Raw genomic sequence first — 14,134 nt, forward strand, 5'->3', positions numbered from 1 at the left:
CGGTCTCAGTCTCAGTCTCACCTGGTGGTCAACGTGTCGTCGTAGAAGCCGCGCTCGGCGCTCTCCAGTGCGGCCGGGGTGGTCCGCTCCGCCTCGGTCCGACGGGCCGTCAGGACCTTGCGGCCGACCACGGCGATGACCAGCGCGCCGAGGATCGGGTAGACCGAGGAGGCAGCCTGCCAGTTCCACGGGATGCCCAGGCCCGCGCTCTGCGGCACCAGCCACATCGTGTAGGAGAGGAAGGAGAGCAGGGTCACCGTCAGCAGTACCCGCCAGCTGCGGCCGCGCTCTCCCTTGGGCCGGCTCCACTCCCGGTCCGCCTCGGCGGCCAGCAGGATCAGCAGCGGGACGCACCAGACCCAGTGGTGGGTCCAGCTGATCGGGGAGACCAGGAGCGCGGTGAGGGCGGTGCAGACGGCGCCCCAGGCATCCGCCCGGCGCATCATCCGGGCCGAGCGCCCGGCGAACACGGCCACGCCCATGCCGCCGACCAGCGCCAGGCCGCAGGCGGCGGTGGCCAGCAGTCCCGGGTCGTGCTGGCTGAGCAGGCGGGCGGTGGCGCCGCGCAGCGACTGGTTGTCCACCAGCTCGGTCAGGCCGACCCGGCTGGAGTCCCAGAGGTACTTGGCCCAGAAGCCGTAGGAGGCGCTGGGCAGCGCGACGGCCCCGATCAGGAAGGTGGCCGCGAAGGAGGCGGCCGAGACCATCGCGGCCCGGATCCGGCCGGTGAGCAGGAAGTAGACGGCGAACAGCCCCGGGGTCAGCTTCATGCCGGCCGCGATCCCGATCGCGATGCCCTTGGAGCGGCTGCGGTCGGGGCGGGTCAGGTCGATCAGCACCAGGCAGGCGATGGCCAGGTTGACCTGGCCGTACTGGATGGTGGTGAAGACCGGCTCCAGCCACGGGCCGAACCCGGCCGCCAGCAGCGCGCCCGGCAGCCGGTGCTGGCGGCGCGGCCAGCCGACCAGCTTGAAGGAGAGCCAGGCCAGCAGGCCGAGCAGGCCGATGTTGAAGAAGGTGACGATGATCCGCAGCGAGGTCACGTCGAACCAGGTGCTCGGCACGAAGAGCATCGCGGCGAACGGCGGGTAGGTGGCGGGCAGGTCCCAGCCCGGCAGCCGCATCCCGTAGAGGTCCTGGTGGGCTGCGACGGCGGCGCCCTCGGCCCGGTAGACCAGCATGTCCACCATCGAGAACGTCTGGAAGTGGCGCAGTACCGCGAAAATGGCGAGCGAGAGGAGCGCAGCCAGTCCGGCCACCGCGGTTGGGGTACGAAGAGCCGCCCGGAGTTTGGAATCCTGCCGGTCGCTCGTCGCCATCCCGCTACGTGCCTCTCTTGTAAGTCCAGGAATCGGGCAGGCCCGAACCGCGTGCCCCCGAGCACGCATCGAGCCACGCTAACCGCAGGCTCGGCCGCCCCCTATGACCCTCATCACTCGCAGCGTCACGAGGCTGTCACACCTGAGGCGGGCCAACTCGCGGAATCACTGATTCCGCCCCAGGTAATCGAACTCCCAGTCGACGCACAGTGGGTGCTCACACCGGGTTCATCGGATTCTCATCCGATCGGCACGAGCCTCGTTTCGATCTGACGGACCGTATGCGAAGTGGAGTATTCGATTCCCGTAAGTCGTACCTGGACAGATTAGCGCATATCGGACGGTGGTCCGGTCAAGAGAGGAGGCGACTGGACAGGCTGGGGTCGGACTTGACAGCCGCGAGGAACGCGGCGAGGGAGGCGGCGGGGAAGGTGAGGGACGGGCCGTGGGGGTCCTTGGAGTCACGGACGGCGGGGAGCTGCCGAGCCACCTCTACGCAGGCGCCGCCATCGTTCTGCGAGTAGCTGGACTTGCGCCACTGCACCGTGCTCATCCGTACAGCTCCTGTCTGATGTTCCGGAGAATCTCGATCGAGGCACTCGCCGAAGGAGCCTCGACTTGAAGCAGAGTGTACGCGCGCAACCACCGCTCAACCTTGGCGTGATCGCGCTCCAACAGCCCCATGTGGTAGCCCTCGGTGTAGCCGAGGAGGCTTCCGTCCCGCATCGTCAGCACGGTCACGGGAGAGAACAGCGAATTGCGCGTACCAAGCTCCAGTGACGCTACTTGCAGGCAGATATTCGGCAGTTGAGCGATGTCGATCAGGTAGTCGAGCTGCGCGGCCATGTCCTGGTCGGAGCCGATCCGCCGACGCAGCGAGACCTCGTCGATCACTGCCCAGACGTACGGCGGATCGTCAGCGGTGAGCAGTTCAGCCCTCTTCATCCGCTCGGCCAACCGCTCATCGGCAGTGTCGGCGGCTTCGGCGAAGACATCCGTCCCCGTGTTCAGCAGAGCACTCGCATAGGCACGCGTCTGGAGCAGACCAGGGATGAGACCCGGCTGGAAGAGGCGGATCTGCACCGCCTCGGCCTCCTGCTCCATGTACTCAAGGAAGCCGGCCTGAAAGACCGAACCCAACTCCCTGGTCAGATACCTCACCAGGAACCCGACTGCGCCCCCGGTGTCCAATGCACCGTCACAGAGGTCGGCCATCTCCTCCGACGGCTTCCTCGCCCCGCTCTCCACCTTGCTGATCAGGCTGCCACCGAAGGAGATCTCCGCTCCCACCTGGTCCTGCGTCTTTCCTCGCTTCTCCCGGTAGAACCGCAGCACCGCGCCGATAACCTGAAGCGGGCTCACCACCGGCTCCAGTTCCCGCTCTTGCTCCTTGCCAGTCAACTCGACCCCCAACTTGCCCGGACACGGGCCGGTTCTGTCCAGCCCCATCTACTAGCGAGGGTAACTCTGTGCCCACATCCTGGAAGCAGAACGTGACTACTCGTTAGGAACTCCGATGCCCTCACGCCTCTCCCGCGCTGCCATGCGCCAACGCCAGGAAGCCGCCGACGCCCTGGAGGACTTCCAGGTGGCCCTCACCCTGGCCGGCGTCACGCTCCCGTCCGCCGGGCTCGACCCGCACGAGGGCCAGTTCACCGGCCAGGTGCTCATCGACCTGGGCCGGGTCTCCCCCGCCACCCTGGAGAAGCTCACGGACCTCCTCCGCGCGGCCCTCACGATCCGCGCGCAGTCCGCCCGTTGACTCAGCTGTACCGCCTGCGCCGCACCTGGGCCCGCCTCACCCGCCGGCCCCGGTGCCCCCTCGGCTGGCCCAACTGTCCCCTCTGCACCACGAATCCGAGGCTCTCCCCATGAGCAACCGCAAGAGCGCCCTCACCATCCGGGTGTACCGCATCAACCCGGCCACCGGCCACCGCACCCACCTGCACCGCGAAACCGTCCGCCTCGGCGAGCCCTACACGCGCCCCATCACCAACGACTGGCCTGCCTGCGCCTGCCCGCGCTGCCTGGCGGCCCGGGCGGCCCCGTGAACCGCCGCCCGCCCGCAGCATCGCCGACCCCGAGTAGTTCGGACAGGTGCACCAGATGTACATCTGCTACATTAACTCCATGAGTGAGCCGGTTATCGCCTCCATGGCCGAGGTTCGGAGCCACCTGGCGGACGTTCTCGACCGAGCCCGACGGGACGAGACTCCGACGATCATCACCCGACGCGGCAAGGAAGAAGCCGTGGTGATCGACATCGACGAGTACCGCCGCCTGAGCAGCCTGGCCGAGGAGGCCGAGGACGCCTGGTTGAACCGCCTGGCCGACGAGGCGGAGACCGAGGGTCTGGAGGGTTCCGTCTCCCTGGAGGAGATGGCCGCCATCCTCCGCGCGCATCACGCTTGATCCCGATGGGTCACGTCACGCGGTTCACTCCGCATGCCCAGCGGGACATGCTCAAGGTTCCCCGGCCTGACGCGCTTCGCATCCTCCACCGCCTCGCCGAGTTGCCGAAGGGCCTGGACGAGGGGAACACCGCCAGCTTCGACATCAAGGCCCTTCAGGGGCACAACGCACGCTGGCGGTTGAGGGTCGGCGACTACCGGATCGTGTACACCGTCGAGGACGGCAGGCTGATCGTGTGGGTCCTGACCGTCGGGAACAGGCGCGACGTCTACCGCAACCTCTAACCCCGGCCTCGACCTACCCTGGACCCGGAAGTCAGCCCGTGGACTTCCGGATCCAGGCGCTTGGGCGCCCGCGCGAGCCGGCAGCCGTCAGTCCGCCAGCGCGAACCCCGCCCCCGCCGGCCGGACCCGGACCGTGCCGGTGCCGCCGAAGTGCGCCGGGATCACCAGCTCGCCCAGTTCGGCCGCCCGCGCCAACACCTGACGGCGGGTCACCGCCGCCCGCGCCGGGTCCAGGCAGAGGCAACTGCTGCAGGACGGGGCCAGCACCTGGACCGGACTGTGCATCAGGTCCCCCACCAGGACGGCGCGTTCGCCGCCCGAGGCGATCCGCAGCACGGAGGAGCCCGGGGTGTGGCCCGGGGCCGACTCCAGCGTCAGGTGCTCGTCCAGGCGCAGTTCGCCGTCCCACAGCACGGCCTGCCCGGCCCGGTGGATCGGCGCGACGCTGTCCTGGTAGATCAGCCGGTCGATCTCGCGCAGCCCGTTCGCGTAGCCGTTCGCGGGCCCGAAGTGGAAGTCGTCGGCGGCGGGGAAGTAGTAGCGGGCGTGGGGGAAGGTCGGGACCCACTCCCCGTCCACGCCGGAGGTGTTCCAGCCCACGTGGTCGACGTGCAGGTGGGTGTTGACCACCGCGTCCACCTCCTCCACCCCGATCCCCGCCTCGGCCAGCAGGCCGGGGAAGCCGCCCTGCCAGTGGTGGAAGGGCGAGTCGGGCCGCTCCCGCCCGCTGCCCACCCCGGGGTCGACCACCACCGTGCGCCCGCCGCCGCGCACGATCCAGGTCTGCAGGGCCATGGCCGCCCGGTCGGTCTCCGGTTCCCAGTGGTCCGGGACCAGCCAGTCGGCGTTCTGGCGCCACAGCTCGGGCGGCGCGTCGGGCACCAGCTCCGGGGCCGGCAAGAAGGCGCCGCGCCACTCGACGAGCCGGACGATCTCAAGGTCTCCCAGCGTGATCCGCTGCACGTTCGCACTGTTCATGGTGTCGACCCTAGGAGCCAGGGATGACTGCCTCAATGCGTGGAGGGCTCAGACTGATACGCAATAAGCTCACCAGTGAGCGCTCCAGGTACCCTGGCCCGATGGATGTGGTGAGCGACGCGATCTCGACCGTGCGGATCGGCCGGGCCTCCTCCCACCGCGTGCAGGTCAGCGGGCGGTGGTCGACCCGGCTGGCCCCGTACGACGGGGCGGGGTTCCACGTGGTGCTGCGCGGCAGCTGCGTGCTGGTGCCGGACGGTGGTGGCGAGCCGCTGCCGCTCGGCCCGGGGGACGCGGTGCTGCTGCCGCACGGCGCCGGGCACGTGCTCGCGGACGGTGCGGCCGGGGCGGACGCCGCGGCCAGGGCGGTGCCGTTCGAGGAGTGGTCCGGCGAGCCGCACGGCGACGGCCGGGACGAGGTCCAGCTGCTGTGCGGCAAGTACCGCCTCGACCGCAGCCGGGCGCACCCGCTGCTGGCCGAGCTGCCGCAGGTCGTGCACCTGCCCCAGCGGATCGGCGGGCCGCCCGAACTGCGCAGCGCCATCGACCTGTTGGGCCGCGAGCTGGACGGCCCGCGGCCCGGCGGCTGCATCGCGGTGCCCAGCCTGCTGGACCTGCTGCTGGTCTACATGGTCCGCGCCTGGCTGGCCGCGGGCACCGCCGGCGCCTGGCCCGCGGTGCTCGGCGACGGGGTGACCGCCGCCGCCCTGCGCGCCCTGCACACCGACCCCGCGGCTGCCTGGACCAACGAGCGGCTGGCCGCCGAGGTGGGCGTCTCCCGCCCCACCCTGGCCCGCCGGTTCACCGCCCTGGTCGGCCGCCCGCCGATGGGCTACCTCACCTGGTGGCGCCTGACCCGGGCCGCCGCGCTGCTGCGCGGGACGGACACCCCGCTGGCGGGCATCGCCGAACAGGTCGGCTACGGCACGCCGTACGCGCTCTCGCACGCCTTCAGCCGCGAGTTCGGCACCACGCCCGGCCGCTACCGGGCGGCCGGATGACGAGGCGTCAGTCCAGCACCGGCAGCAGCTGCGGCAGGTGCCCGTCCGAGGCGAGGGCGGCCGCCCGCCGCTCGGGCGGGACCTCGCCGTAGGTGGTGGTGCGCTGGCGGGCCGGGCGCCCGGCCGCGGCGGCGATCGCCTCCAGGTCGCGGACCGACTTGTAGCTGCCGTAGGCGGAGCCGGCCATCCGGGAGATGGTCTCCTCCATCAGGGTGCCGCCCAGGTCGTTGGCGCCGCTGCGGAGCATCTCGGCGGCGCCCGCCGCCCCCAGCTTGACCCAGCTGGTCTGGATGTTGGGGATGTGCGGGTGCAGCAGCAGGCGGGCCATCGCGACCACCGCGCGGTTGTCGCGGTGGGTCGGGCCAGGGCGGGCGATGCCCGCGAGGTACACCGGCGCGTTGGTGTGGATGAACGGCAGCGTGACGAACTCGGTGAAGCCGCCGGTGCGCTGCTGGATCCCGGCCAGCAGCCGCAGGTGCCCGAGCCAGTGCGCGGGGGTGTCCACGTGGCCGTACATCATGGTGGCGGAGGAGCGGATGCCCAGCTCGTGGGCGGTGCTGACGACCTCGACCCAGGTGGCGGCCGGGAGCTTGCCCTTGGTGAGCACCCAGCGCACCTCGTCGTCCAGGATCTCCGCCGCCGTGCCCGGGATGGTGTCCAGGCCCGCCTGCTGAGCCGCCGTCAGCCAGTCGCGGATCGACAGGCCGGTCCGGGCGGCCCCGTTGACCACCTCCATCGGCGAGAACGCGTGCACGTGCATCCCCGGCACCCGCTCCTTCACCGCCCGCGCGATGTCGAAGTAGGCCGTCCCCGGCAGGTCCGGGTGGATCCCGCCCTGCATGCAGACCTCGGTCGCGCCGACCTGCCAGGCCTGCTCGGCCCGGTCGGCCACCTGGTCGAGCGAGAGCGTGTAGGCGTCGGCGTCGGTGCGCCGCTGGGCGAAGGCGCAGAACCGGCAGCCGGTGTAGCAGACGTTGGTGAAGTTGATGTTCCGGGTCACGCAGTAGGTGACGGTCTCCCCCACCGCGTCGCGGCGCACCGCGTCCGCGACGGCGCACAGCGCGTCCAGCGCCTCGCCCTCGGCGGCGAACAGCGCGAGCGCCTGGTCGTCCGTCAGGCGGGTGGGGTCGTCGGCCGCGACCGCGAGCGCCGCCCGGACGTCCCCCGGCAGCCGGGCCGGCGGGATGGCGGCGACCTGCTCGCGCAGCGCCGTCCAGTCGCCGTAGACCTCCTCGAAGTCGCCGCGGCGGTCGCCGGTGCGGCCCTCGGTGTCGATGGTGCGGTGCAGGTCGGTGCGGCCGGTGGCGGCGGGCAGTTGCTCCGGCTCCTGCCAGGGCCGCCCCGCCGGCAGCGCCCCGGCCGCCGCCAGCCCGGTCACCGGGTCGGCCAGCGCCTCGACGTGCGGGCGCACCCGCGGGTCCAGCCAGGGCTCGCCGCGCTGCAGGTACTCCGGATACACCGTCAGCCGCTCGCGCAGCTCGAAGCCCTCGGCGGCGGTGCGCCGGGCCAGCTCCTCGATCTGCGGCCAGGGGCGCTCCGGGTTGACGTGGTCCGGGGTGAGCGGCGAGACCCCGCCCCAGTCGTCGATCCCGGCCCCGATGATCAGCCGGTACTCGGCGTCGACCAGGTTCGGCGGGGCCTGGATCCGGGCGCCGGGCCCGAGCACCACCCGGGCCACCGCGATCGCGGCCGCCAGCTCCTCCAGCTCGGCGTCCGGCATCGCCCGCATCGCGGTGTCCGGCTTGGCCCGGAAGTTCTGCACGATGACTTCCTGGACGCCCTGGTAGCGGCGGGCCACCGAGCGGATCGCGAAGAAGGCGTCGGCCCGCTCCGCGTAGTCCTCGCCGATCCCGATCAGCACCCCGGTGGTGAACGGGACCGCACTGCGCCCGGCGTCCTCCAGCACCCGCAGCCGCACCGCCGGCTCCTTGTCCGGGGAGCCGTGGTGCGGGCCGCCGGGCTCGGACCAGAGCCGGGTGGCGGTGGTCTCCAGCATCATCCCCATGCTCGGGGCGACCGGCTTCAGCCGCTGGAGGTCGGTCCAGCCCAGCACCCCGGGGTTGAGGTGCGGCAGCAGTCCGGTCTCCTCCAGCACCCGCACGGCCATCGCCCGCAGGTAGGCCAGGGTGTCGTCGTAGCCGTGCGCGTCCAGCCACTCGCGGGCCTCGGGCCAGCGGTCCTCCGGACGGTCCCCGAGGGTGAACAGCGCCTCCTTGCAGCCCAGCGCCGCACCCTGGCGGGCGATCTCCAGCACTTCGTCGGGCGACAGGTAGAGCCCGTGGCCGTCCCGGCGCAGCTTGCCGGGCACGGTGGCGAAGGTGCAGTAGTGGCAGCGGTCCCGGCACAGCCGGGTGAGCGGGACGAAGACCTTCTTGGAGTAGGTGATCACGCCCGGCCGGCCGGCCGCGGCCAGCCCCTGGTCGCGCAGCCGGGCGGCCACGGCGCACAGCTGCGCGAGGTCCTCGCCCCGGGCCTGGAGCAGCACCGCGGCCTCGGTCCGGTCCACCGCCACCCCGTCCCGGGCCCGCCTGAGCGCCCGGCGCATCGAGGACTCGGTGGGGGGCGTGCTGGGCATGTGGTCCATGGACCGACCCTACGCCAGCGGGACTACCCAGGACGGGCCGAACCCTGAGGGGACCTCAGGGTTGACTGCTCCCCGGGATGTATGCGTGCTTGGCCCTGGCGGGCGATGCCACGGGACGGCCCCCGGGGCTCTAATGGGTGTCACGAAGCGTTGTGCTGACGGGATGTCGTGGAAGCGGTGGGTCGTGGAAGCGGGATGTCGTCCAGACGGGATAACGGCGGGACCCGGATCGTACGAGGCCACCGCCCGACGGAGGGGTTGAACCGATGACGCAGTTCGCAGGATTCGACGGGCCGCAGGGCGAGCCGCAGCACGACCCGAGCGGTGCCCAGCAGGCCGAGCCGGCCGGCCGGCCGTACCGGGCCCAGCGGCGCACCGCGCTGCGGGTACTGGTGCCGGCCGCGGTCGTCGCGGTGGCCGCGGCCGGTGTCGCCGTGGTGCCCGCGCTGGCCAGCGAGGGCAATCCGACGCTGCCTCAGCAGACGGCGGAGCAGCTGGTCACCAAGGTGCTGTCGGACCGGACCCAGGCACTCAGCGGCACCGTCCAGGTCTCCACCGACCTGGGCATCCCGAGCGAGGCGCTGGCGATGCTCGGGCACGGCGGGCTGGGCCAGGCGGTGACCGGCCAGGCGGCCGCGGCCGGCGGGGCCGGCCAGGCCCGCCAGGGGGCGGATGCGGCGCAGGCCGATCCGCAGGCCAAGCTGACCGAGCTGCTGGCCGGTCAGCACACCCTGCGGGTGTCCGTGGACGGGCCCGACAAGCAGCGGATCGCGCTGCTCGACAACCTGTCCGAGTACGACCTGATCCACAACGGCGACCAGGGCTGGGCCTACGACAGCACCGGCAACCAGGTGCTGCACCTGGCGGGCAAGCCCGGGGCGCCGCAGCACCGGGACGGCGCACCGGGTCTGCCGGGCCTGCCGGGCACCCCCGGGGCGCAGGACCTGACCACCCCGCAGCAGGCCGCCCAGCGCTTCCTGGCCGACAGCGCCAAGAGCTCGGACGTGTCGGTGTCGGGCACCGGCTCGGTGGCCGGCCGCAGCGTCTACCAGCTCCAGGTCAGGCCCAAGCAGTCCGGCTCGACGATCGCCGCGGTGCAGATCTCGGTGGACTCGGCCACCGGCACCCCGCTGGCCGTCAAGGTGACCACCACCTCCGGCGCCACCGCGCTGGACGTGCACTTCGCCACCGTCTCGTTCGCCAAGCCGGACGCCGCCACCTTCGACTTCACCCCGCCGAAGGGTGCCAAGGTGACGGAGCAGCAGGACGCGGCCGGGCAGGCGAAGCGGGCCGAGCCCGCGCGGCCCGAGCAGCCCGGGGCGGGCAGCCGGAAGGTGATCGGCGAGGACTGGAACACCGTGGTCTCCTTCGCCCTGCCCAAGGACGGGGCCGCGGGTGCGGCCAAGCCGGCCCCCGGCCGGCCGGCGGGCCTGCCGGACGCGCTGGGCATGGTCAAGTCGCTCGGCAAGCCGGTGGCCGGCGGCACCCTGATCAGCACCAAGGTGCTCAACGTGCTGATCACCGACGACGGCCGGGTCTACGCCGGCGCGGTCACCCCGACCGTGCTGCAGAACGCCGCGGGAGTGAAGTAAGCAGTGACCCAGTCCCCGACACTGGAGACCACCGAGGGGGGCCGCACCGCCGAGGCGGGCGCGGCCCCCGCGGGCGGTGCTCCGGTCATCCGCACCCAGGGCCTGACCAAGCGCTTCGGCGGCGGCCAACTGGCCGTCGACGGGCTCGATCTGACGGTGCCGCGCGGCAGCGTCTTCGGCTTCCTCGGGCCGAACGGCTCGGGCAAGACCACCACCATCCGGATGCTGATGGGCCTGATCGCGCCCACCTCCGGGGTGGCCACCGTGCTCGGCGAGTCGATGCCACAGGCGACCTCGCTGGTGCTGCCGCGGGTCGGCGCACTGATCGAGGGCCCGGCGCTGTACGGGTACCTGTCCGGGCGGGACAACCTCGCCCGGTTCGACGCGGCCGACCCCACCGCCGACCCGCGCACCCGCAAGGCGCGGGTCGGCGCGGCGCTGGAGCGGGTCGGGCTGAGCGCCGCCGCGGGCAAGAAGGCGCGGGCCTACTCGCTGGGCATGAAGCAGCGGCTCGGCCTGGCCGCCGCGCTGCTGCAGCCGCGCGAGCTGCTGGTGCTGGACGAGCCGACCAACGGCCTGGACCCGCAGGGCATGCGGGAGATCCGGGCGCTGGTGCGCGAGGTGGCGGCCGAGGGGACCACGGTCTTCCTCTCCTCCCACCTGCTCGACGAGATCGAGCAGGTCTGCACCCACGCCGCGGTGATGTCCAAGGGCCGGCTGCTGGTGCAGGGCACGGTGGCCGAACTGGCCGCCCGGGCCCAGGGCCGGCTGGTGGTGCGCACCCCGGCGGTGGCGAAGGCGGCCGAGGTGCTGCGCGAGCACGGGGTGACGGACGTGCGGCCGGCCGAGGGCCGGGTGGACGGCGCGCTGGAGGCGGCGGGCGACGAACTGCTGCCCGGCCTGTGCGCGGCGCTGGTGGCCGCCGGGGTGCCGGTGCACGGCTTCGGCGTCGAGCGGGGCACGTTGGAGGACGCCTTCGTGGCGCTGACCGGGGAGGGTTTCGATGTCGCAGGTTGAGGCCGTAGGGCCGAGCCGGCCCCAGACCGTGGCGGCCGGGCCGCGCCGGGGCACCCCGGCCGGGTTCCTGGCGCTCTTCCTGAGCGAGCTCGGGCTGACCTTCCGTCGGATGCGGACCATCGCGCTGCTCGGGGTGCTGGCCCTGGTGCCGATCCTGATCGGCGTGGTGGTGAAGATCGAGACCGGCGACACCAACGGACGCGGCGGCGGCCCGGCCTTCATCGCCCAGGTCACCCAGAACGGGGTGTTCCTGGCCTTCACCGCCCTCGTGGTCTCCCTGCCGGTCTTCCTGCCGATGACGGTGGGCGTGGTGGCCGGCGACTCGGTGGCCGGCGAGGCCACCTCGGGCACCCTGCGTTACCTGCTGGTGGCCCCGGCCGGGCGGACCAGGCTGCTGGCGGCCAAGTTCGCCGCCGCGATGGCCTTCTGCGTGGCGGCGACGCTGGCGGTGGCGCTCTCCGCGCTGCTGATCGGCTCGATCCTGTTCCCGCTGGGCCAGGTCACGCTGCTCTCCGGAGACACCATCTCGCTCGGCTCGGCGCTGCTGCGGGTGGTGCTGATCTGCGCGGTGGTGGCGCTCTCGCTGGCCGGGCTGGTGGCGATCGGGCTGTTCGTCTCCACCCTGACCGGCAGTGGGATCGCGGCGATGGCCACCACGGTCGGCCTGGTGATCATCGTTCAGGTGCTGGACAGCTTCCCGCAGTTGCACGCGGTGCAGCCCTGGCTCTTCACCCACCACTGGCTCAGCTTCGCGGACCTGCTGCGGAAGCCGATGTACTGGGACCAGGTCTGGCAGAACCTGGGCCTGCAGGCGCTGTACGTGGCGGTCTTCGGCAGCGCGGCCTGGGCCCGGTTCACCAGCCGGGACATCACCGCCTAGACAGCGGGGCGTTACCCGGCCCCGGGGCCGGTCCTAGTCCGCGGGGACCGGGGCCGGCTCCGGGCGTACCGGAGTGCGGGTGCGGGCGGCGCGGTCGGTGCGCAGGCGGTGCAGGGCGTCCCAGGTCAGCAGGACCAGCGCGGCCCAGACCAGGGCGAAGCCGGCCCAGCGGGCGGGGGCCATGGTCTCGTGGAAGTAGACGATGCCGAGCATGAACTGGAAGGTGGGGGCCAGGTACTGCAGCAGCCCCATGGTGGACAGCGGCAGCCGCACCGCCGCCGCGCCGAAGCAGAGCAGCGGGACCGCCGTGATCGGCCCGGTCAGCGCGAGCAGCGCCCCGTGTCCGGCCCCGTGCGAGGTGAGGGTCGCGTGGCCGCTCACCGACAGGTACACCAGGTAGGCCAGCGCGAACGGGAACAGGAACCCCGCCTCCAGGGCGAAGCTCTCCAGGCCGCCCAGTGCCACCTTCTTCTTCAGCAGCCCGTACAGCCCGAAGCTCAGGGCCAGGGTGAGCGCGATCCACGGCAGCCGCCCGTAGCCGACGGTGAGCACCGCCACCGCCGCCGCCCCGATGCCGACCGCCACCCACTGCAACCGGCGCAGCCGCTCGCGCAGCAGCAGCACGCCGAAGCCGATGGTGACCAGCGGGTTGATGAAGTACCCGAGGCTGGTCTCCACCACGTGCCCGGAGTTCACTCCCCAGATGTAGACGCCCCAGTTGACCGCGATCACGGCGGCCGCCAGCGCGCTCAGCGCGAGCCGGCGCGGCTGGCGCAGCAGCGGGCGCAGCCAGGCCCAGTGCCGGCGGGCGGCGAGGATCCCGACCGCGGCCACCAGCGACCAGGCCATCCGGTTGGCCAGGATCTCGCCGGCCGGGCTCGGTTCGAGCAGCGGCCAGTAGAGCGGGAACAGCCCCCAGATGCCGTAGGCGGCGACCCCGAACCACAGGCCCGTCCCGGCCTCGCTGCCGGCGGGTATCCGGACTCTCTGCGGCATGACGGTCCTCTTCCTCCACCCGGCGCTCGGTCGTGCCGACCGTAGCGGGCCCGGCCGAGCCTTGTCATCTCCGTTCTCACTGGTTGGTCATGACAGGGCAGGGCGGCGGTCAGGAGCCGCCCGGCCCCCACGGCTCGGCCAGGGTGAGGCCGGCCAGCTTCCCCGGGTTCAGCTGGGCCCGCAGGCCGGTGATCAGCCCGTCCGCGATGTCGAAGTTGAGCGAGCCGACCACGCCGCCGTCGGGGGCACGGACCAGCAGCGCCTGCTCGCCGTTGATCCAGGCGTAGTCGATGGCGACCCCGGCCAGCTCCGGCTTGGCCAGCACCCCGAGCAGCCAGCGGGCCACGTGGTCCGGCCCGTGCAGCGGGCGCCGGGCGGCCCGGACCACGCCGCCACCGTCCGACCAGCTGGTCACCTCGGGGGCCAGCAGCTCCTTCACCGCCCCGGCGTCCCCGGTGGCGCAGGCGGCCAGGAACCGGTCGGTGACCCGGCGGCGCTCCTCGGTGTCGGTGTCGAAGCGCGGCCGACGGGCCGCCACGTGCGCCTTGGCCCGGTGCGCGGTCTGCCGCACCGCCGCCTCGGTCCGGTCCAGCGCCTCGGCGATCTCGGCGGTGGAGTAGCCGAAGACCTCGCGCAGCACGAAGACCGCCCGCTCCAGCGGGCTGAGCGTCTCCAGCACCACCAGCATGGCCAGCGAGACGGACTCGGCCAGCTCCGCCTGCTCGGCCACGTCCGGGGTGGTGAGCAGCGGCTCCGGCAGCCACGGCCCGACGTAGGACTCGCGCCGCACCTGGGCGGAGGTGAGCCGGTTGAGGGCCAGGTTGGTGACCGTGCGGACCAGGTAGGCCTTCGGGTTCCGCACCCCGGCGTGGTCGACGGCGGCCCACTTGAGCCAGGCGTCCTGCAGGATGTCCTCGGTGTCGGCGACGCTGCCGAGCATCCGGTACGCGGTGCCGAACAGCAGCCGCCGGTGCTCCACGCCCGGGTCCGGCGCCGTCTCCACGATCATGGACGCCACAGTACGCCGCCCGGCCCGGCCGGAGCGGGCGAGCCCCGGACTCCCGAGCGGGA

The 14,134-nt window shown here is 72.6% G+C and carries 15 protein-coding genes; 8 read left to right on the forward strand and 7 right to left on the reverse strand.

The features are described from left to right. Positions 1 to 17: 17 nt before the first annotated feature. From C7C46_RS11500 to C7C46_RS11510, 3 genes are all read right to left on the reverse strand, one after another. Positions 18 to 1,259, reverse strand: a complete 1,242-nt coding sequence (locus C7C46_RS11500) for a glycosyltransferase 87 family protein (protein ID WP_245984354.1) — start codon at positions 1,257 to 1,259, stop codon at positions 18 to 20. A gap of 412 nt (positions 1,260 to 1,671) precedes the next feature. Beyond that, positions 1,672 to 1,872 (reverse strand): DUF397 domain-containing protein, encoded by a 201-nt coding sequence (locus C7C46_RS11505; protein ID WP_110668472.1) that lies wholly within the window; start codon positions 1,870 to 1,872, stop codon positions 1,672 to 1,674. Continuing rightward, positions 1,869 to 2,768 carry a helix-turn-helix domain-containing protein gene (locus tag C7C46_RS11510; protein WP_110668474.1) on the reverse strand — a complete coding sequence of 300 codons (900 nt, stop codon included), beginning with the start codon at positions 2,766 to 2,768 and terminating at the stop codon, positions 1,869 to 1,871. The genes C7C46_RS11505 and C7C46_RS11510 overlap by 4 nt, the downstream gene beginning before the upstream one ends. Before the next feature lie 67 nt (positions 2,769 to 2,835). On the opposite strand from C7C46_RS11510, the gene C7C46_RS11515 reads away from it, so the two are divergent. From C7C46_RS11515 to C7C46_RS11530, 4 genes are all read left to right on the forward strand, one after another. Next, positions 2,836 to 3,081 (forward strand): hypothetical protein, encoded by a 246-nt coding sequence (locus C7C46_RS11515; RefSeq protein WP_146259056.1) that lies wholly within the window; start codon positions 2,836 to 2,838, stop codon positions 3,079 to 3,081. A gap of 109 nt (positions 3,082 to 3,190) precedes the next feature. Next, positions 3,191 to 3,370, forward strand: coding sequence for a hypothetical protein (locus C7C46_RS11520; RefSeq protein WP_110668477.1), 180 nt, complete (start codon positions 3,191 to 3,193; stop codon positions 3,368 to 3,370). 79 nt (positions 3,371 to 3,449) lie between these two features. Continuing rightward, positions 3,450 to 3,731: a type II toxin-antitoxin system Phd/YefM family antitoxin gene (locus tag C7C46_RS11525; protein WP_245984355.1), complete on the forward strand. Its 282-nt coding sequence runs from the start codon at positions 3,450 to 3,452 to the stop codon at positions 3,729 to 3,731. Positions 3,732 to 3,736: 5 nt separating this feature from the next. Next, the gene (locus tag C7C46_RS11530; RefSeq protein ID WP_110668539.1) at positions 3,737 to 4,015 is read left to right on the forward strand and encodes a type II toxin-antitoxin system RelE family toxin; all 279 of its coding nucleotides are present in this window, start codon (positions 3,737 to 3,739) and stop codon (positions 4,013 to 4,015) included. A gap of 87 nt (positions 4,016 to 4,102) precedes the next feature. Here C7C46_RS11530 and C7C46_RS11535 read toward each other — a convergent pair whose 3' ends face one another. Next, positions 4,103 to 4,993, reverse strand: a complete 891-nt coding sequence (locus C7C46_RS11535; protein ID WP_110668479.1) for an MBL fold metallo-hydrolase — start codon at positions 4,991 to 4,993, stop codon at positions 4,103 to 4,105. Positions 4,994 to 5,094: 101 nt separating this feature from the next. Here C7C46_RS11535 and C7C46_RS11540 point away from each other — a divergent pair, with 101 nt between their 5' ends. Further along, entirely contained in the window at positions 5,095 to 5,994 is a 900-nt protein-coding gene (locus C7C46_RS11540; protein ID WP_110668480.1) for an AraC family transcriptional regulator, read from the forward strand. A gap of 7 nt (positions 5,995 to 6,001) precedes the next feature. Here the strand turns inward: C7C46_RS11540 and C7C46_RS11545 are convergent, their stop codons facing one another. Continuing rightward, complete coding sequence (locus C7C46_RS11545) at positions 6,002 to 8,578, reverse strand: bifunctional FO biosynthesis protein CofGH (protein ID WP_281278537.1); 2,577 nt, start codon at positions 8,576 to 8,578, stop codon at positions 6,002 to 6,004. Between the two features lie 266 nt (positions 8,579 to 8,844). Here C7C46_RS11545 and C7C46_RS11550 point away from each other — a divergent pair, with 266 nt between their 5' ends. From C7C46_RS11550 to C7C46_RS11560, 3 genes are read left to right on the forward strand one after another with little or no spacing between them, the layout of a single operon-like run. After that, positions 8,845 to 10,170: a LolA family protein gene (locus C7C46_RS11550; RefSeq protein WP_181442300.1), complete on the forward strand. Its 1,326-nt coding sequence runs from the start codon at positions 8,845 to 8,847 to the stop codon at positions 10,168 to 10,170. 21 nt (positions 10,171 to 10,191) lie between these two features. Then, entirely contained in the window at positions 10,192 to 11,187 is a 996-nt protein-coding gene (locus C7C46_RS11555; protein ID WP_110668542.1) for an ABC transporter ATP-binding protein, read from the forward strand. Next, the gene (locus C7C46_RS11560) at positions 11,174 to 12,067 is read left to right on the forward strand and encodes an ABC transporter permease (protein ID WP_110668482.1); all 894 of its coding nucleotides are present in this window, start codon (positions 11,174 to 11,176) and stop codon (positions 12,065 to 12,067) included. Before C7C46_RS11555 ends, C7C46_RS11560 begins: the two co-directional genes overlap by 14 nt. A 33-nt stretch (positions 12,068 to 12,100) precedes the next feature. On the opposite strand, the gene rarD is transcribed toward C7C46_RS11560, so the two are convergent. Together rarD and C7C46_RS11570 are read right to left on the reverse strand one after the other, a co-directional pair. Then, a complete protein-coding gene (gene rarD / locus C7C46_RS11565) occupies positions 12,101 to 13,063 on the reverse strand; it encodes an EamA family transporter RarD (RefSeq protein ID WP_110668484.1) in 963 nt (320 codons plus the stop codon). A gap of 109 nt (positions 13,064 to 13,172) precedes the next feature. Continuing rightward, positions 13,173 to 14,072, reverse strand: a complete 900-nt coding sequence (locus C7C46_RS11570; protein ID WP_110668486.1) for an RNA polymerase sigma-70 factor — start codon at positions 14,070 to 14,072, stop codon at positions 13,173 to 13,175. Positions 14,073 to 14,134 lie beyond the last annotated feature (62 nt).

Source organism: Streptomyces tateyamensis (assembly GCF_003205575.1).
Classification (GTDB): Bacteria; Actinomycetota; Actinomycetes; order Streptomycetales; family Streptomycetaceae; genus Kitasatospora; species Kitasatospora tateyamensis.